Origin of the sequence: Hwanghaeella sp. LZ110 (assembly GCF_048892525.1) — a bacterium.
In the GTDB taxonomy this organism is placed as follows: domain Bacteria; phylum Pseudomonadota; class Alphaproteobacteria; order UBA8366; family Aestuariispiraceae; genus Pacificispira.
In genome coordinates this window covers 143,393-161,624 of the sequence record NZ_JBLZHT010000005.1, presented here as the reverse complement: position 1 = coordinate 161,624, position 18,232 = coordinate 143,393, and the positions used below count along the sequence as shown (strand labels likewise).

Genomic DNA, 18,232 nt, shown 5'->3' with positions numbered 1-18,232 from the left:
TTAAGCGGCGTGATCCTTTGAACCAGTCTGTAACCAATCTGGAATTCTGTCCATGCCGATCAACTCTTCATAGGTCTGCCGAGGCCGGATCACAGCATAGTGATCGCCATCGACCAAAACCTCTGGGACCAGCAACCTTGTATTATAGGTCGATGCCATCACGGCACCATAGGCCCCTGCCGTCCCGAATGCGACCAGATCCCCTTCTTCTATCAAGGGCAGCATGCGGTCCTTGGCAAAGGTATCGCCGGATTCGCAAACTGGTCCTACAACGTCAACCGGCATCAGCGGCGCATCCGCACCTGGTTGTTTGACGGGGCGCAAACCATGGTGACCATTGTAGAGGGCAGGGCGGATCAGGTCATTCATGGCCGCATCCAGGATCAGGAAGCGCTTCGCCTCACCCGGTTTCACGACCAGGGCCCTAGACAGCAATATCCCGGCATTCCCCACGATCATACGCCCTGGTTCCAGCATGACCTGACAGTTCAAATGCGCGATTTCTTCTGCGGCCATTTTGGCATAGGCATCCGGCAGGGGCGGGTTTTCCGCGTCGTAAGGGATGCCAAGGCCGCCCCCCAGATCAACGCGGGTGATTTTGTGACCCAGGCTTCGCAGCCGCTCAACCAATTGAGCGACCCGGCGAAACGCCTGACGATAGGGACCCAGATCGGTCAACTGGCTGCCGATATGGACAGCAACCGTGACTGGGGCAAGGCCTGGAAGTGAGGCAGCCAGTGCATAGATTTCCTCGGCACGGTCAATATCTATGCCGAATTTGTTTTCCTTCCGGCCGGTCGAAATCTTCTCATGGGTTCTGGCGTCAACGTCCGGATTGACCCGAACAGCGATTTCCGCCGTCACATTCATGCTGGCGGCGATCCGCGATAACAGCCTGATTTCACTTTCGGATTCCACATTTATTTCATGGATTCCGGTTTCCAGGGCAAACCGAAGCTCACTTTCGCTTTTGCCAACGCCGGAAAAGACGATGCGGTCCGGGGGGATTCCAGCAGCCAGGGCACGGCGCAATTCCCCTTCGGATACGACATCCGCCCCCGCACCCAATTGACCCAATAAGGCGATTACCGCCAGATTGCTGTTCGCCTTGACGGCATAACAGATCTTGGCATCCAGGCCGGCGGAGCGAAAGGCGTCGGCAAAGACCGTATAGTGGCGGGTCAATGTTGCCCGGGAATAGACATAGACGGGGGTCCCGACCTCTTGCGCGATCTGCGTCAGGGGCACATTTTCAGCGCATAAAACCCCATTGTGATACTCAAAATGGTTCATTTCACAGGTGCCAATCTATATGGATGCAATTACAAAATCACGATGTCAGGAAGGGGCCGCCCCGGACGGATAGGTCCGCGGATAGGGCGCATCCTCGCCTGAGGGTGGCTCGGGTTGCGATTTTTTGCCACAAGCCGCCAGGGGAAGACTGACCACAACGGTTAACAGCAAGGCTGTTCCGGCCCGGCGCAATAGTGCGCGACGTGTCGTTTCTTCCATATCCAGTTACTCCCTGCCAAATACTTACAGATACTGTTTTCTGGCTGCCGCCGCTGCTTCCCGCACGCGGCTGGGCGCAGTTCCGCCAAAACTGGTCCGGCTGGCGACTGATGCCGCAGGACTTAGCACAGAATATATATCAGATGTAATGCGCTTTTCCACCGATTGCATCTCTTCCAGGGACAGTTCCGCCAGATCAACGCCGCGCGCTTCTGCCTTTGCAACCAGTGCGCCGGTCACATGATGGGCATCGCGGAAGGGCAGATTGAGGACCCGCACGCACCAGTCGGCCAGATCGGTTGCAGTGGGGAAACCCTTTTCCAGCCCGGCCAGCATACGGTCAGGGCGGGGCTGCATATCATCGACCATGCCAGCGGTCGCTGCGACGGCCAGGGTCAGGGATTCTACAGCATCAAACAAAGGTTCCTTATCTTCCTGCATATCCTTACAGAAAGTCATGGGCAGCCCCTTCATCATCGTCGATACGCTGATAAAGGCACCCAGCAACCGCCCGGGTTTTGCGCGCACCAATTCTGCGGCATCGGGGTTTTTCTTTTGCGGCATGATGGAAGACCCGGTGGTGAAGGCGTCGCTGAGCGTGATGAACGCGAAACGGTCCGACATCCACATTACGATTTCTTCGGCCAGGCGGCTGAGATGGATCGCATGAATGGACCCTGCGGCCAGGAATTCCAGAATGAAATCACGGCTGCCGACGCTGTCCATGGAATTGGCGGTGGGTCGGTCAAAACCCAAGGCTTTCGCGGTCATCTGGCGATCAATGGGGAAGGAAGTACCGGCCAGCGCGGCTGCGCCCAACGGGCATTCATTCAAGCGCCGACGGCAATCCGCCAATCGTCCGCGGTCCCGCCCGACCATTTCGACATAGGCCATAAGGTGGTGACCGAACGTCACCGGCTGGGCGCTTTGCAAATGGGTATAGCCTGGCATAAGGACATCGGCATGGGCTTCGGCCTTGTCGATCAGGGCGCGCTGAAGATCTGCCATCAGCGCGTCCAGACCGTCCAGGGCGTCACGAGTCCACAGGCGCACATCGGTGATAACCTGGTCGTTGCGGCTGCGTCCGGTATGCAGGCGCGCACCGGGATCGCCGATCTTTTCGCGCAGCCGGGCTTCCACATTCATGTGGATATCTTCCAATTCAGTCTTGAAATCGAAGGTTCCCGCCTCGATTTCCTGTTGTATCTCAGCAAGGCCCTGATGGATCGCATCGCGGTCTTCGTTCGTGATGATGCCCTGGGCGGCCAGCATGTCGGAATGTGCCAGGGACCCTTGGATGTCCTGTTTATAGAGGTTTTTGTCGAAACCGATGGAGGCGTTGATCTTTTCCATGATTTCCGCCGGACCGCCAGAGAACCGACCGCCCCACATATCGTTCTTAGACATACTGTCTCACCCTTGTTATCGTTACTCTATGATGAATTGGAGGTTCAGCCCGTGACCAATCCCGTAAAAACATCCCCTTTGGCGCCGACACGCCGCGACTTTGGCCTTGGTGCCTGCGCGATTGGCCTGACTGCCCTTGCGCCATCCATACTGCATACACGCCCGGTTCAGGCGGCGGCGGACTATCCTCCGACAAATGGGGAGATGCAAGAATTCGTTCTGTTAAAGGAACGCGCGCCTGCCCCCGTTACACCATTTTTTGATGGTGATGGCGTTGAACATCATTTCACTGATTTTACCGGGAAAGTGTTGCTGGTCAATTTCTGGGCGACGTGGTGTGCCCCCTGTATCAAGGAAATGCCCAGCCTGGCCCGTTTGAACGATGTCTTGGCCGGGCCGAATTTTCGCCTGTTGACGATCAGCCAGGATCGGGGTGGTAAGGCCGTCGCAGAGCCCTTTCTGCGCGATCGGTTGGGACTGTCAGATCTGGAGCTGTTCTATGACCCCAAATTGAAGCTGGGTCGGGAACTGGGTCTGCGCGGCCTGCCCAGTACTTATTTGATCGATCAGCAGGGGCATTTGGTTGGCGGCCTTGCGGGTGCTGCGGAATGGGACAGTCCAGAGGCTATTGAAATGATCAAATTTGTCATGCTGCAAGGCGGTGACATGCAAAAGACGGAAGATAATTCCAGCACTTAGTGTGTCAGAATTTCCGTCCGTTGTGTCACTGTGTCTTGTGCCTGTCTGCCAATAGTTGAGAGACAGGAAGCGCCAGGACGCACAGGAAGGAAACCTGCCACCAGGACGCCCAGATAGAGAAATTGGCCAGGGAACTGGTCCAGAACGACGCCATCACGGCGCAGGCAATCCAGGCACTGCCATTGCCGCGCAATGCTTTACGGGCGACCGCGATCACCAACAGCAATTGCGTGATGCAAAATAGAACCAGCCCCACGATGCCGGTTTCCGACCAAATTTCCAGAATCCAGTTATGTGGATGCCCTGGCACATATTCCGCATGCTGAAGACCGGGAACCATTTCAAGGGCGCCTTTGGTTTTATTGATCGTGTTGATGCCATACCCCGTCACAGGCGCATCCAGTGCCTTCTGATAAACGAAGCCCCAGATTGCTTGCCGGTGAAAATCGATAACGGGTAGCGGGGGGGACGATACATCGTTTTCCGTGGTCGGGGGATGGGGCAACACCTGAAAGACAGAGACACCAAGTGCCACACACAGGCCAAGAGTGGCGATAATCAAAAGGACACGGCCAGGCCGGGACAAATGGCGCGCGACAAACAGTAAAAACAGGATCAGGCTGGCCCCCATCATGCCACCAATCGCCGATTCCGCAGTCTGACCCGTGATGCCTGCGAACAGCGCGATATCACAAATCAGGGCAACGGAGACCACGCCGATCCAGACACCGCGCCGTTGCCACGCCAGATACAGCAGAACCGGTACGGTCAGGGCCAGAACAGATTGTAAGGATTTAAACATGTTCTCAGCCATAATTGGGCCTTCATGCAACGGCTTGAAAACATGCAACAGGGAGGGTTCGACAATAACTGCAATAACGGCCAGGGTACCCAGAACGGCAGAGCCAATCATAATGCTGGATTCAGCGATCTGGCGGGCCTTTGGACGTTCCGCCAAAGCAACTATCACCCAGATGAAGGCCATGATGTAAACCGCCATGCGGCTGACAACCTGTATCGAACTGACAGGATCAATAGAGGTGATGGCAACGCCGACCCACCACAGCAATGTCAGCAACGCAGCCGTTCCAACCCGGGTTTTGGCCAGCGCCTTGGCCTGTTGCCTCGCGGATGGGTTTGCCATGGCGACAGCCGCCAGAAGCGCCGCAAAGCCAAAGGCGATGGCAAGGGCCAGATTACCCATATATGTGACAGGTACGGCTATACCGATCAGTAACCCCAAAGCCCAGGCATATCCACGACTGTAGGTGAACTGCTGGGGATTAAGTACGGTGGCCACGTTCACGCCCTCAGTGACCGGCCAGAGGGATTTCTGGCAACGGTTTCTAAACGCTTGGTTTGTAAGAAAAAGTCTATTAGTTCTATGACACAAAGCGTTTAGCACGCCGATATCAGCAGCGCAATTGGCAGATTTTATGGCAAGATTTAGATGGATTTGGGCGATCCTCGCCACTATTGCAGCACTGGGGCTGCTGGTAGCGTTCGTCCGCACCAATGATGCGGCCTTTACAGTGTACAAACGCCTTAAGGCGAAAGATCAGTATGTCTATGAAGAGGTCCGGCCCAGTCTTCTGACACAGGATCCCGCTACTTTTTTATCAATCAAGACATCTGCGGATGTTATGGCGTATCGCGATACGTTGACGCACTTGGTCTATGGCGCGGATGGTCTACGCCGGGCAGAAATCCCGATCCCGGCCGATGAAGACAGTTCAATTCTGAACGTCGTCCGACAGTTTTCAGGGGTTGCGGAGGCACATCGTTTTGCATTGGAGGTCCGACCCGGCCTTTTTTCCTATATTTATCTTATGGTCCCAGCGCGTCCGATGCCGCAACGTGGATTGATCTATCATCATGGCTTTGCAGGCAGTTTTCCCCAGCGCCAGGATTTGATTGAGGCCGCCCTGAAAAAGGGGCTGACGGTTATCGTCATGGACCAATTGGCCTATGGGGAGAATGTCGGGCAGGCCCCCTGTGATTTTCCTGCTGATGGTACTTGCCACGCAAATTTGCAATTTGATCTGACCAAATTGAAGAACCCCCTGGCGATACATGTTGAACCCGTACGTGTCGCAATTGATCTTTTGAACCAGCGGGGTATCAGCGATGTGACCGTAGTGGGCTTCTCCGCAGGGTCAGGAACAATCGTTCTGACCGCTGCTTTGGATGAAAGAATACGAACATCCATCGCGGTGGCGGGAACCTTGCCCTATTACCTGCGTGAAGGGCAGGACGCCCCGATTGGGGTTGCGGATTATGCCCCCTTGCGGGATGCGATGAGTTTGATGGATCTGTATATCCTGGGGGCATCGGGAGAAGGACGGGTGCAAACGCATCTTTTCAACCGATATGACCGATGTTGCTTTCGGAATGTGAAAGGGTTGTTGTACGAACCGGTGATTTCTGATCGCCTGAAGGAACTGGACCTGGGCGGTCAGTTCCAGATACGCATCGACGAAAGTCACGCCCATCATGGTATTTCGAAATGGGGGATTGCCATGATCTTTGAGCTTATGGGGCTTCAGGAATAGTCCCTTTTCAAGGAGGATTTAGAATGACCAATGTTTATGCCGGGGCTTCTGGCGCTGCTGTGGGGCACAATCACGCAGACTTTGTTGATTTGCGCAGCGATACCGTGACGCGTCCGACACCTGGCATGCTGGCTGCCATGGCGGGGGCTGAGGTTGGGGATGATGTCTATGGCGATGATCCAACCGCCATTGCCTTGGAACAGAAAGTAGCGGAAACCTTTGGCAAAGAGGCCGGGCTGTTCCTGCCCACCGGAACCCAGAGCAATTTCTGCGCCCTATTGGCCCATTGCGGGCGCGGGGAGGAAGTCTTGGTGGGGCGGGCCTATCACGTCTATTCCTATGAAGCCAAAGGGGCCTCTGTTTTGGGCGGTATAGGGCTGGAGCCATTGGATGTTGCGGCAGATAACGGGCTGGAACCTGAAATTGTCGCGAAGGCAGTCAAGGGCAATGACCCGCATTTGCCCATCACGCGCCTTTTGTCCCTGGAAAATACGGTCAGCGGCAAGGCCGTTCCCCTGGCGCGGCAGGAGGCGGCGGCGGCAGCTGCGCGCGATGTCGGCCTGTCTGTGCATCTGGATGGTGCGCGGGCCTTTAATGCTGCGATTGCCCTGGGCATTGATCCCAAAACATTGGCGCGCTGTGCGGATTCCGTTTCGGTGTGTTTGTCAAAAGGACTGGGAACACCGGCCGGGTCGGTCCTGTGTGGTTCCAAATCTCTTATCCAGAAGGCACACCGATATCGCAAAATGTTGGGTGGTGGCATGCGTCAAGTCGGGATTCTGGCCGCAGCGGGGCTGTATGCGTTGGAACACCATGCCCCGAATCTGGCGCAGGATCACCAGCGCGCAGAAAAACTGCGGCTCGCCTTAAGTGAGATTCCTGGCCTTTCTGTCGATCTGTCGCCGCTGCAAACCAATATGGTTCTGCTGCAAACACGCGATGTTGATGCGGCGTCGCTGGTCGTTGCCTTAAAGGCACAAGGGGTAATCGCCAGCGGCTCAGGGAAAAATATGCGCCTGGTCGTTCACCGCGATATCAATGATGATGGAATCGACCGGGTGATCGCAGGATTCAGGGCAAGTCTATAGGCGCGCCGCCATCAAGTCGACAAACCGATTGAACAGGTAATGACTGTCCTGCGGTCCGGGGGAGGCTTCCGGGTGGTATTGCACCGAAAAGACAGGACGCCCGGTGACTTGCAGGCCCGCCAAAGAGCCGTCGAACAGGGAAAAATGGGTCCCCTCCACACCTTTGGGCAGGCTGTCTTTATCGACCACGAAACCATGGTTCTGGCTGGTGATTTCAACCTTATTGGTGGTCAGGTCCTTGATCGGATGATTGGCACCATGATGGCCCAAATGCATCTTTGCGGTCTTCGCGCCCAGCGCTAAAGCCAGCATCTGGTGGCCCAGGCAAATTCCGAAAACCGGCGTGTCGGTCTTCAGGATGCCTTGGATCATTGGCACCGCATAGGTGCCGGTCGCCGCCGGGTCGCCCGGACCATTGGACAGAAAGATACCATCTGGCTTATGGGCCAGGACTTCGTCGGCCGTAGCGGTCGCTGGCAGGACCGTGATTTCACAGCCCAGTGTCGCCAACCGGCGCAGAATGTTTCTTTTGATCCCGAAATCAATGGCGACAACCTTGTATTTCGGATCTTTCAGGGTGCCGTATCCGTCCTTCAGGCTCCAGTCCGACTGGGACCAATCATAGGCCTGGGTGCAGGATACATCTTTCGCCAGGTCCATGCCTTCCAGTCCGGGCCAGTCGCGGGCCTGTTCCCACAGGGCGTGCAGGTCGAATTGACCATCGGCGCGGTGGGACAGGACGGCATTAGGTGCACCAGCATTGCGAATGCGGCGGCTCAACTGGCGCGTATCCACCCCAGTCAGGGCTGGCAGGCCCTGTGCCTTCAACCAGCCGTCTAAATGGCTGACTGCGCGAAAATTTGATGGTTCGGTGATGTCCGCGCGCAGAATGCAGCCGCAGGCAGAGGGGGTTGTTGTTTCCAGGTCTTCCAGATTTGCGCCGACATTGCCGATATGAGGGAAGGTGAAAGTCACCATCTGTCCGGCATAGGATGGGTCAGTCATGATTTCCTGATAGCCGGTCATTGCCGTGTTGAAACAGACCTCGCCAACCCTGGTAACTTCCGCGCCTGCGCCGCGTCCCCACAATACGGTGCCATCTGCCAGAACCAGGACAGCCGTTGCCCCCTCGGGCTGAGGCGGAAAAGTCGGGCCAAGGCTGCTTGAGACCGTGTTGTTGGTTGGCGCGCTGTCGGTGGGCATGGTGTCATTCTTCCAGTCTGTCAGAGGGTTAAGTCGAACCTGACGGTTTCAAAGACTGGGCTTCTGCGGGATGCCTGCTGAAGACCAGCGGATGGATACGCGACCCACACGAAAAGGTCAACCCAGATTTGATTCGTAAAACATATGTTTTTCAATAGCTTAGAGTTTTTCGTCTGAGTTGCGGGCGGCGGGTTGATCGGTTAATGTCCGCCACTTACAGCAAGAGCGTTCTTGCACTATTGTGAAACCGGGATGGGAGAGACCCAATGCGCGATGCTTTAACCCAGGCGCTTAAGGAATCCATGCGCGCGAAGGATGAGCGCGCGGTATCCACGTTGCGCCTGATCCTGGCGGCTTTGAAGGACCGGGATATTGCGGCGCGTTCCAAAGGGAACACGACGGGCATTACGGATGATGAAGTCCTGCAAATGCTGCAAAGCATGGTCAAACAGCGGCGGGATTCGATTGCGATGTACGAACAGGGCGGGCGTCTGGAACTTGCTGAACGCGAGCAACAGGAAATCGATGTCATTCAGCGGTATCTGCCAAAGCAGATGACGGAAGACGAAATTGAACAGGCCGTGCAGGATTTGATTGAAGAGATGAATGCTTCCGGTCTGAAGCAGATGGGTGCCGTGATGGGGGAGTTGCGGGATCGCTATGCGGGCCAGATGGACTTTGCCAAGGCTTCCCCCATTGTTAAGCAAAAGCTGGCTTAATCGGACCGATGTGCCCCCTATTTCGGCTCGGGGCGCCGTTTCTCAGCCAGCATCTTGTATCCTTCGTCCGATAGACTGCCTGCAATATCCAATAGCAGGGCATTGGTCTCATCAAAGTAACGCGTCTGGGCATCGCGCGTCTGTCGCAGCGCTGCGGTCAACTGTTCCGGGTCCCGAACGCCATTCTGCATCAAATCCCGCAGGCGGGCGCGTGTCGCCCATGTTTCCGCTTTTGCCCGGGACAGGGCAGGGCCGTGTTTCTCCCTCAACGTGATCAGGGCGTCACGATCCTGATCAGGCATGTGCTTGAGGAAATGTGCGGACCGCCCCTCTTCACCCGGCGCATCGGTCTGCATGAACCGCATCATTTCGTAAAACGGACGGGGCGGTCGGTCATGGTCTTCATGATGCCGGAAAAACCCTATCGCCAAAAAGCCAATCAGGAACAGATTGAGCGCCAGTGACCCAATCAACACCCAACGCCGCGTTGTCACTGCAGGGGTGATCATAATGAATCCTCCGATCCCAGCAGGAATGCATCAAAGGGCGATGACGTATCCGTAGTATCTGTTGAGACATATTGTCCGGTCATGTCGGCCAATGCGGCTGATGTATCCGGATTGGCAAGGCCCAGCATAACCCCCAGCAACAAGGCCGCAGCCAATGCGCCAGTGGGTTGCCAGACAGGACCCCACCAATCAAACAGAGCACGCAGCCGTATCATCAGGCCAGGCTGGGCCTTCGCCTGCATCGCGGTAATCGCTGATTCCGAAAGGGCGGGGACTGCTGCCGTTGCCAGCATCTGGTCCAGTATTCGCGCCTGCGCCAGCGCCTGGCGGATTGCCGGTGTATCCGTCGCGGCCCTTTGTTGCGCTGCCGTGCGCTCCGATTCCGGCCAGTGCAGCGGATCCGCGCCATAGGCGGCGATCAGCACAAGCAATCGGTCTTCTGATATTTCAGAGAGCATGTCCGAACCCTTTCTTCCCATCATCATAGCAAATCCTGCTTTTCGTCCAACAACTGGCTGCGCAAAGTGCGTCGCCCGCGGGCTAAAAGTGATTCGAGAGCATCAACAGAGATTCCCATCGAAGTCGCGGCCTCGCTCTGTGAAATGCCTTCAAAATGAACCAGCGCCAGGGCTGCGCGTTGTCGATCTGGCAGACCTGCCAAGGCAGCTTGAACCCGAATGCTGATGTCTTGTGTCTGATGTAGCGCCTCAGCATTGGGCGTATCGTCTGGTTGCGCGTTCATCGTTTCGTCATCGGTAATCCAGCGTTTGCGCCGTCGCAGCTTGTCGATGCAAAGATTGCGGGATGTGCGCATCAGCCATCCGCCAGCATCGCGGTCTGGGGCCTGTGCGCCGGTATTGTTGCTTAATGCTTTCCACAGCCTGGAAAAACTTTCCTGCGTAGCGTCTTCGGCCTCACTGGATTCACCCAGGACGCGGTAACAATTGGCGAACACCCGTGTCATATAGCGGTCCAGCAAGTGCCGAAATGCCGTTCCGTCGCCTTTTGCGGCTGCGGATAACAGGTCGCCATCCCCTGATTGGCCATAAGAGGGAGCCTGGTTCTGGTTTGCGCCCGATGGCGGGGCTGTCATACCGTATCCTAGTGCTGATGGTTTTGCTGGTCGCGGTTGCAGACAAGAGGGGGCGGCGCCAGTAACGGTGGCTTCTGAAAGCAAAACCGCCATCCTGCGCCGCCCAACACGTCTCATGTCCGTGCTTAATCCTTAGGCTGATCATGCATGGGTTGCAACTCTTCCACACTGATGGTGTCGTCATTGTCGCGATCCATATGTTCGAACATATGATCTGACATTTCAGCCATTTCGGCGGCTTCAATACGGCCACTGCCATCCTTGTCCATACGCCAGAAGCGCTTGCCACCGCGATGAGGGCCCATGTCAGACGTCAGGAATTCTTCCTGTGTGACGGTGCCATCGCCATTTTTGTCCAGCATCTTGAATTTCATCAATCGGGCTGCCGTCGCCATTTCTTTTGGTGTGATGGCGCCATCGCCATTGGTGTCTGCATCGGCGAATTTTGCGTCCCGAAAGGCCTGGGCTTCCGCTTTGGTAACGGATCCGTCGCCATTGGTGTCCATTTCAGCGATCATGCGTTCCATATGGGGCCCCGCCATTTTGTGCGGGCCGCCCTGCCATCCATTCGCCATGACCGTGGTGCCACCCAATGCTGCGCCAATCAGACCAGCGCCAATCAAAAGGGCAAGTTTTTTGTTCGATAGTGCCATGTTGCGATCCTTCATTTACTGTTACGTCTCAGAGGGGTTGTCCCGCTGTCATGTCTCAAGGACGCTGGGTATTGTGTTTTCCGTCGCGATTATTTTGCATATGCGAAATAGCATTGCGGGTATCGGGCAGGCATGCGAATTTAAGCAAGATGCCCTGTCCTGATTGGAGGAGAGCCGTGCTATGACTGGAAAAATACTGACTATTGCCCAGCAGAAGGGCGGTGCCGGTAAGTCAACACTGGCGGCTCATTTAGCCCTGGCCTGGGCCCTGAAAAGGAAATCCGTCGCCCTGGTTGATATCGATCCCCAGCAAAGTCTGGCGGCATGGTACGACCAACGGGAAATCACTTTGGGTGCGGATCAGACCCAAATCACCTTTGCATCCGCAACCGGTTGGCGTGCCGCTGGCGTCGTTGAGAAATTGGCGAAAACCCATGACTATGTTCTGATCGACAGTCCCCCCCATGCTGACACCGACGCGCGTGTCGCGGTTCGGGCGGCGGATCTTGTGCTGGTCCCGGTACAGCCCAGCCCGTTGGATGTCTGGGCCACATTACCCACTTTGGAAATGGCAGTGAAGGAAAAGTCAGCGGTGCTGCTGGTGCTCAACAGGGTACCGCCGCGGGCTAATCTGACGGCCCAGATGATCACCAAACTGGGCGGGTACAAGGTTACTGTCGCCAAATCGACGATCGGGAATCGTGTCGCCTTTGCCGATGCCATGGTTTCTGGCCGAACTGCCTTGGAAACAAAGGCGTCGTCGGTTGCTGCAAAAGAACTGCGCGCCCTGGCCAATGAGCTGTCAAAAGCACTTTAGAGCAAGGGCTGATCGGCGACCTTGCCTGCCAGCTTCTCGCGGGCAATGTTCCAGGCGATGCTGATGCGATGCCCATCGCCCAGATAGGGCGTGACGTAATGCACAACAAAACTTGGGAACATCACCAAAGTGCCAGGATCCAGCGGTGGATAGATTTGTGATGTGACGCATCCAGGCGATGTCGGGCAGCATTTTGCCACGCGCGGGTCTGTTATTCCCAACGCTCCATTGAATTCCGCGCGGTCCTTAGGATCAGGCGGCTCCAGATGATAGACAAGGCTCATTTCCGTGCGACGATGCGCATGGGGACCAATGAATTCGCCTTTACGATATACGCTGGCCCAACAATCATCGATCTCTGCTGTTTTTGCCTGGGTAATCATCTTAAAGGCCAGTTTTGCCCGTTCATGCAGCAGTCTCATCGCAGGACAGGGCCAGGACCCGATATCGCGGACCTTAGCACCTCCGGCACCGACCCAGCGATCCCCTTCCGCTTTCCGAAAGGCTTCTTCGCCCGCCAGCAGTTTTGGCCCGGCGACAGACCGGATCAAATCATTGTCTGGAAAAACCGCGAAATAGACCATCGGGTCCATGTTTTGGATGCGAACACCCTTTGGCCAAATTGGCACCGATATCGGCCCAATCTGGATATGCTCATCCGTCATCAGGAATTCCCCCCCGGGTAATCCGAATTTTTATTACAATTTCACGAATTCGTGACCGGGGCAACCGCTCTGTGTAAAAATCAAGAAAAAACCCAATCAAAACGACCATTACTTGGATATATTATTTAAAAAATCGTTGTGTAAATGTTTTCAATACTACCCATGGAATAGTGTGCTGAACCATGTTAAGGCATTGTATGTAGTATGCTAATATTTCGTCCAGAATAGATTACCTAGTAGGGCGTCCTGAGGAGATATTTCATCGCTATTTTTCTTTGAACCGGGGGGTGTATGAAAATCTTGTTGATCGGGATTATTGGTCTGGGGATTATTCTGTTTGTTGTAGGCGTTTGGTTTTGGACATCGGACAAGCCGCGCACTGAATTACAGGCGCGGTATCTGGAACGGCCGTCCGACCTTGTCGACGTGTTGGGGATATCCCTGCATGTAAGAGACCGCGGCCCGCGCGACGGGCCCGTCCTTATTATGATGCATGGATTTGGGTCCAGTTTGCATACATGGGACGGATGGGCAGATGAATTGGCAGACCGCTTTCGCGTCATTCGCTTTGATCTGCCTGGCAGTGGATTGTCCATGCCGGACCCGACAGGAGACTATTCTGATGCCCGGACATTGGACATTCTAAACATCTTAATGGATCAGTTGGGCATCGAAAAAGCAGCAATGATCGGCAATTCCATTGGGGGGCGATTGGCCTGGCAAATGGCGGCCAAATTTCCGGAACGGGTTACGAAGCTGGTTCTTGTCTCCCCGGATGGATATGCCAGTCATGGATTTGACTATGGTAAGGCCCCGGATGTTCCGATATCGATCACTCTGATGCGGTATTTCCTGCCGAAATTCCTGTTGAAAATGAGCCTGCTGCCGGCCTATGGCGATCCCAGTCGTTTGGACACAGACACGGTTGATCGGTATTATGATTTGATGCTGGCCCCTGGATCGCGACAGGCCTTGATCCATCGCATGGAACAAACGGTGCTGGTCGACCCGGATCCTCTGTTGGCCACAATACAGGTGCCCGTTCTGCTGGTATGGGGCGAAAAGGATGCGATGATCCCGATATCCAATGCAGCAGACTATCAGCGGGTACTACACGACAGCACCCTGGTTCGGCTTGAAGGGTTGGGCCATGTGCCGCAGGAAGAAGCACCAGCATTAACACTGCCCCCGGTTCGCGCCTTTCTTGAGCGCAAATAGTAACTATTCGGGGGTGGCCTTAGACGGCGTGTCGCGGCGGCGTGCGGCGGGGAAACTTAGTGTAACCATTGTGCCTTCACCAACGGTGCTTTCAATCAGGATTGTTCCATCATGGTGATCCATCAGGGCCTTTGTGATCGACAGGCCCAGGCCGACACCATCAATGACGCCCCCATCACTGCCCATGCTGCCATGATTGCTGCCGCGTTCGAAGGCGTTCTGAATGCGGGGCAGATCCTCTTTGGGAATGCCAATGCCAGTGTCGCGTACGATAACATCCAAACTGCCCTGAGGACCTTCCGTCAATTGCAGCTCGATAAATCCGCCGCGTTGGGTGAACTTAATGGCGTTGGTGACCAGATTGATCATCATCTGCTTGGTGGCGTTCCGATCCGCGAACAGGACTGCATCCCGCAAGGGGGCATCCCTGTCAGGCTGCAGCAATTTAAGATGCTTCTGGGGCAGACCCAGCGACATCATGTCCGACACTTCATCCAATATCGGCCCAATCGGAAACTCACTTTCACGCAACTCGGATTCTCCCAGTTCAATTCGGGACGTATCCAGGATCGAATTCACCAGCGATAAAAGATGCATGCCGCTCATATAAATATCTTCAGCATAATTCTTGGCACGATCGCTGACGTCGCCCGCATAATTCAGTCGGATCATATCCGAAAAGCCGATTATGGCGTTCAAGGGCGTGCGCAACTCGTGGCTCATCCCCGCCAGGAAGTTTGATTTTGCCTGACTGGCCCGCTCTGCGGCAACGCGCGCCTGGAGGAGTTTTTTGGAAGTGTCCAACAAGGATACATTCGCCTCTGCCAACTTATCCAGCTGGCGCATATGTCTCCATACGATAAATCCAGACGCGACCAAGACCGCGACCACCAGAAGTATCAGGAACCGAAGACCAATCAGAATACGATTCTGGGAGTCTTGTCGCCGTTCCGCCATGTCCTGATTGATGCGCGATGCGAAGGACGCAAATACGGCGTCATATCCATTTAGATATCTTAATGCTTGTGACGCCAGGGCAGGCACGTCCTCGGGCTGCGCGTTCCTCAGCTTGTTAATGATTGGGTCCGCGTTTCGGGTCGCGTCCTGAATCAGGGACAGTTTTTCAGCAAATTCTCCATCAACATGCCCACGATAGGGCGGGCGCATGGGCAGACTGCTGATTCGTTCATAAAGAATGTCATAAGACAGGATGGTTTCTTCAACATTCGCATCGGCGTCAGAATGTGCCAGCTCAGTCAGGCCCAATCGAATTTTCGTATAATGGGTGCGCAGCTGATAGGCTGCGATTGGCGCACTTTCATAATTGATTTGTTGAAGGAAGATGCGTTGGGAAATCAGGATAATGAACAGACCTAACAGAAAAAAAACACAGATCGCCATTGCGATTACAAAAGTCCGTGTGGAGACGATCCGGCCCGTTGGGGTTTGGCTCATTGAAATGCAATCCGTTCAATCTGCCAGACAGAACGGGCGGAATACTCCATTCCTCTGAGTTCAGAGGCACTATCAAATGGATAGATCAGCCACAATGGGCCTTTTTCCCGGATCGTCATAACCTTACCATTTCGTGCCCAGGCCAGGATTGGATCAAATTCTTTGATATCACTGGTGGGCACTGTCACCTCATACCCATCCAGGGCTGTTACAAACATGATTGTCCCATCGGCACCGGTTGCCTCCATCAGTTTCGATAGCCGGCATCCGGTGAATTCTGAAACACCCACATCCCAGGGGGTGGATGTCGTTATAGTGAACGTGTCCAGGTTCGCCAACATGGCGTGATCGAATACGGCCCTTTCACCATGGTTCTTATTGGTGATCTTTCCTTCTATGGTCAGGATGATTTTGCCCTTGGGTTTTGGCAAGGGGGTGTCGGCATGAAGTCGCTGCAGGGACATCAGGTTGAAGAGCATGATGACAGAGAGAAAACACACGATGTACTTCATTGAAATCTCCCAAATGTTACCGTCTGGGCAGGATTACGGTGTAATCTAAAGACAGGATAAGGTTATCCCCCGACTCCTGAAACTCTGTGCAAGGCTCGTTTTTGATTGCCCTTGTTACCACTCGTAAGGCTCCAATGTCAGACCGGTTTTGCAGGGCGATACATTCCTTGACCTCGGTCCAGGCATAAAGCGTGTCACCGGCATAAACGGGTGCTGAGTGACGTCCTGCATTGATGGCGGACAGAATGCATGCATTTGCTAAACCGTTATAAGATAGCGCCCGGGCAAGGGCAATGACATGCCCGCCGTAAACCAGGCGTTGGCCGTCGGCACTGTTCTTCATCTTCAAACCGTCGAAATGAACGCGCGCCGCATTTCGGTACAGCCTGGTTGCGGTCATATGTTCTGCGCCTTCTACCGTGACGCCATCAATATGATCGATTTTTTCACCGGCCTGAAAATCTTCCCATCGATAGGGGGATCCTGTGCGCAGGTCATTCCAGTTGCGGTTCAACCTGTGCGGCGGGACGGTAATCGGGTAGACATGGTCAGGTAGATCCGGAACATGAGAGTCTCGCGGGGGGCTGTTTGGGTCTCGTTTGGGGATCAGAACCCAGCGGATGAATCGAAGTATAGGGACGTCACGATGGTCCAATCCTTCGGTTAGAACATAGACAATACCACTGTCCCCGGATGAAGTTTCGCGCAGGCCAATAACCTTTGACCGGGCGGAAAGCGTTTCACCTGTAAAAACCTGCGCCAGAAAATCGCATCCGGCATAGCCCAGATTGGCTTTAGCGTTGCGGGAGATATCAGTGACCGATAGGCCAAATACCGCATTGAACAGGAAAATATCATCAATGGGTGCCGTGCTGTAGCCGACATCCCGCGCAAACTGATTAGACGTCTGAAGCGTGAAACGATTGCCGGTCAGGGCATGATACAGGGCTACATCGCCATCGGAAATCGTCCTGGGGGCACCATGGATGATAACTTCATCAAGTGTGAAATCTTCAAAAAACCGCCCATTGGAGGATTTGGATCCCTTTGTGCCAATGGGGCCTTGAGAGGAAGCCAAAGGTGACATTCGAGCATTCTCCTGAACGGATGAGAGAAGCGGCGAAAAGACTATACAGGGTATAATCCTGTGAAATCAGACATATGGACCTGCCATTACCAAGGTACTCATCATCCGGTTCGACTATATTTACTCCTTTTCCGTTGAGAGGTCTTCAATCATTTGCGCCAGGGTCAGGATGCGCCGTGCGTTCTCAACGTGCAAATTTTCAACAAGTTTTCCATTCAGCACCACGACCCCTTTTCCGGCAGACTGGGCTTCCTCAAAGGCCGCAATAATCTCTTTGCTGCTTTCCACTTCCTGCGCGTTGGGTCCAAAGGTCTGATTGGCCTGATCGATGGTTTTTGGATGGATCAGTGTTTTACCGTCAAACCCCAATTCCAGCCCTTGCTGACAACTTTCCGTGAATCCCTGATCATCAGACAGGTCCAGATGCACGCCATCTAATGCCGCCAATCCATAGGCGCGGGCCACCAGAACAACGTGGTTCAGGCTGGTCATGAACGGCAAGCGCTGGGGTGTATGCAGGCAATGCAGTTCTTTCGCCAAATCGGACGTCCCCATCACGAAACCAGCCATGCGCGGTGACGCGGCGGCGATTTCTTCGGCGTGTAGCACACCCATGGGCGTTTCAATCATGCACCAGATGGCCAGATCGGCGGGACCGCCCGCCGCATCCAGGATCGACAGCGCCTTGCGCACCGCATCCGCGCTTTCGACCTTTGGCAGCAAAATTCCATCCGCGCCGCAGGATGCCAGGTCGGACAAATCCTCACGCCCCCAGGGGGCGTCCAACGCGTTTACGCGCACCAGAATCTCGCGCTTTCCATATCCGCCCTCCGCTAAAGCCGCAGCGATGTTGGTACGGGCAGCGGCCTTGGCATCCGGTGCAACGGCGTCTTCCAGATCCAGAATCAGCACGTCTGCTGACAGAGTGCGACCTTTCTCCAAGGCGCGGGGATTGGATCCTGGCATATAAAGAACGGAGCGACGGGGGCGGGCAGATGCAGGCATTCACAGTCTCCTGTAAGGGATTTTCCACTAGTTGGAAT

Annotated in this window: 20 protein-coding genes; 6 read left to right on the top strand and 14 right to left on the bottom strand. The window is 54.9% G+C overall.

The window, feature by feature from the left end:
* Genes lysA through argH form a run of 3 tightly spaced genes read right to left on the bottom strand, consistent with a single transcriptional unit; the run spans position 1 to position 2,919 of the window.
* Complete coding sequence (gene lysA, locus ACOSDM_RS11940; RefSeq protein ID WP_420724759.1) at positions 1-1,293, bottom strand: diaminopimelate decarboxylase; 1,293 nt, start codon at positions 1,291-1,293, stop codon at positions 1-3.
* Between the two features lie 45 nt (positions 1,294-1,338).
* Positions 1,339-1,512 carry a hypothetical protein gene (locus ACOSDM_RS11935; RefSeq protein WP_420724758.1) on the bottom strand — a complete coding sequence of 58 codons (174 nt, stop codon included), beginning with the start codon at positions 1,510-1,512 and terminating at the stop codon, positions 1,339-1,341.
* Positions 1,513-1,536: 24 nt separating this feature from the next.
* Complete coding sequence (gene argH / locus ACOSDM_RS11930; protein WP_420724757.1) at positions 1,537-2,919, bottom strand: argininosuccinate lyase; 1,383 nt, start codon at positions 2,917-2,919, stop codon at positions 1,537-1,539.
* A gap of 51 nt (positions 2,920-2,970) precedes the next feature.
* Between argH and ACOSDM_RS11925 the strand changes: the two genes are divergently transcribed.
* The gene (locus ACOSDM_RS11925; RefSeq protein WP_420724756.1) at positions 2,971-3,618 is read left to right on the top strand and encodes a TlpA family protein disulfide reductase; all 648 of its coding nucleotides are present in this window, start codon (positions 2,971-2,973) and stop codon (positions 3,616-3,618) included.
* A gap of 25 nt (positions 3,619-3,643) precedes the next feature.
* On the opposite strand, the gene ACOSDM_RS11920 is transcribed toward ACOSDM_RS11925, so the two are convergent.
* Entirely contained in the window at positions 3,644-4,918 is a 1,275-nt protein-coding gene (locus ACOSDM_RS11920) for an O-antigen ligase family protein (protein WP_420724755.1), read from the bottom strand.
* Between the two features lie 136 nt (positions 4,919-5,054).
* On the opposite strand from ACOSDM_RS11920, the gene ACOSDM_RS11915 reads away from it, so the two are divergent.
* Together ACOSDM_RS11915 and ltaE are read left to right on the top strand one after the other, a co-directional pair.
* Positions 5,055-6,170 (top strand): alpha/beta fold hydrolase, encoded by a 1,116-nt coding sequence (locus ACOSDM_RS11915; protein ID WP_420724754.1) that lies wholly within the window; start codon positions 5,055-5,057, stop codon positions 6,168-6,170.
* Positions 6,171-6,193: 23 nt separating this feature from the next.
* Positions 6,194-7,258 (top strand): low-specificity L-threonine aldolase, encoded by a 1,065-nt coding sequence (gene ltaE / locus ACOSDM_RS11910; protein ID WP_420724753.1) that lies wholly within the window; start codon positions 6,194-6,196, stop codon positions 7,256-7,258.
* Here the strand turns inward: ltaE and carA are convergent.
* The gene (gene carA / locus ACOSDM_RS11905; protein WP_420724752.1) at positions 7,253-8,461 is read right to left on the bottom strand and encodes a glutamine-hydrolyzing carbamoyl-phosphate synthase small subunit; all 1,209 of its coding nucleotides are present in this window, start codon (positions 8,459-8,461) and stop codon (positions 7,253-7,255) included. The genes ltaE and carA overlap by 6 nt on opposite strands.
* A gap of 266 nt (positions 8,462-8,727) precedes the next feature.
* Here carA and ACOSDM_RS11900 point away from each other — a divergent pair, with 266 nt between their 5' ends.
* Complete coding sequence (locus ACOSDM_RS11900) at positions 8,728-9,180, top strand: GatB/YqeY domain-containing protein (RefSeq protein ID WP_420724751.1); 453 nt, start codon at positions 8,728-8,730, stop codon at positions 9,178-9,180.
* A 17-nt stretch (positions 9,181-9,197) separates the two neighbouring features.
* Here ACOSDM_RS11900 and ACOSDM_RS11895 read toward each other — a convergent pair whose 3' ends face one another.
* From ACOSDM_RS11895 to ACOSDM_RS11880, 4 genes are all read right to left on the bottom strand, one after another.
* On the bottom strand, positions 9,198-9,689 hold the full coding sequence (locus tag ACOSDM_RS11895; RefSeq protein WP_420724750.1) for a periplasmic heavy metal sensor: 492 nt from the start codon (positions 9,687-9,689) through the stop codon (positions 9,198-9,200).
* Positions 9,686-10,147, bottom strand: a complete 462-nt coding sequence (locus ACOSDM_RS11890; RefSeq protein WP_420724749.1) for a hypothetical protein — start codon at positions 10,145-10,147, stop codon at positions 9,686-9,688. Before ACOSDM_RS11890 ends, ACOSDM_RS11895 begins: the two co-directional genes overlap by 4 nt.
* 23 nt (positions 10,148-10,170) lie before the next feature.
* Positions 10,171-10,782, bottom strand: coding sequence for a sigma-70 family RNA polymerase sigma factor (locus ACOSDM_RS11885; RefSeq protein WP_420724748.1), 612 nt, complete (start codon positions 10,780-10,782; stop codon positions 10,171-10,173).
* Between the two features lie 125 nt (positions 10,783-10,907).
* On the bottom strand, positions 10,908-11,435 hold the full coding sequence (locus ACOSDM_RS11880) for an EF-hand domain-containing protein (RefSeq protein ID WP_420724747.1): 528 nt from the start codon (positions 11,433-11,435) through the stop codon (positions 10,908-10,910).
* Between the two features lie 181 nt (positions 11,436-11,616).
* Between ACOSDM_RS11880 and parA the strand changes: the two genes are divergently transcribed.
* Positions 11,617-12,252: a ParA family partition ATPase gene (gene parA, locus ACOSDM_RS11875; protein ID WP_420724746.1), complete on the top strand. Its 636-nt coding sequence runs from the start codon at positions 11,617-11,619 to the stop codon at positions 12,250-12,252.
* On the opposite strand, the gene ACOSDM_RS11870 is transcribed toward parA, so the two are convergent.
* The gene (locus tag ACOSDM_RS11870; protein WP_420724745.1) at positions 12,249-12,917 is read right to left on the bottom strand and encodes a putative 2OG-Fe(II) oxygenase; all 669 of its coding nucleotides are present in this window, start codon (positions 12,915-12,917) and stop codon (positions 12,249-12,251) included. The two genes, parA and ACOSDM_RS11870, sit on opposite strands and share 4 nt — an antisense overlap.
* Before the next feature lie 291 nt (positions 12,918-13,208).
* Here ACOSDM_RS11870 and ACOSDM_RS11865 point away from each other — a divergent pair, with 291 nt between their 5' ends.
* Positions 13,209-14,135 carry an alpha/beta fold hydrolase gene (locus tag ACOSDM_RS11865; RefSeq protein WP_420724744.1) on the top strand — a complete coding sequence of 309 codons (927 nt, stop codon included), beginning with the start codon at positions 13,209-13,211 and terminating at the stop codon, positions 14,133-14,135.
* A gap of 3 nt (positions 14,136-14,138) precedes the next feature.
* Here the strand turns inward: ACOSDM_RS11865 and ACOSDM_RS11860 are convergent, their stop codons facing one another.
* The 4 genes from ACOSDM_RS11860 to ACOSDM_RS11845 all read right to left on the bottom strand — a co-directional run bounded on the left by ACOSDM_RS11860 (position 14,139) and on the right by ACOSDM_RS11845 (position 18,194).
* Entirely contained in the window at positions 14,139-15,590 is a 1,452-nt protein-coding gene (locus ACOSDM_RS11860; protein WP_420724743.1) for a sensor histidine kinase, read from the bottom strand.
* Positions 15,587-16,102: a molybdopterin-dependent oxidoreductase gene (locus tag ACOSDM_RS11855; RefSeq protein ID WP_420724742.1), complete on the bottom strand. Its 516-nt coding sequence runs from the start codon at positions 16,100-16,102 to the stop codon at positions 15,587-15,589. The genes ACOSDM_RS11860 and ACOSDM_RS11855 overlap by 4 nt, the downstream gene beginning before the upstream one ends.
* A gap of 16 nt (positions 16,103-16,118) precedes the next feature.
* The gene (locus ACOSDM_RS11850) at positions 16,119-17,189 is read right to left on the bottom strand and encodes a MaoC family dehydratase (RefSeq protein WP_420724741.1); all 1,071 of its coding nucleotides are present in this window, start codon (positions 17,187-17,189) and stop codon (positions 16,119-16,121) included.
* Positions 17,190-17,309: 120 nt separating this feature from the next.
* Entirely contained in the window at positions 17,310-18,194 is an 885-nt protein-coding gene (locus ACOSDM_RS11845; RefSeq protein ID WP_420724740.1) for an HpcH/HpaI aldolase/citrate lyase family protein, read from the bottom strand.
* Positions 18,195-18,232: the final 38 nt, after the last annotated feature.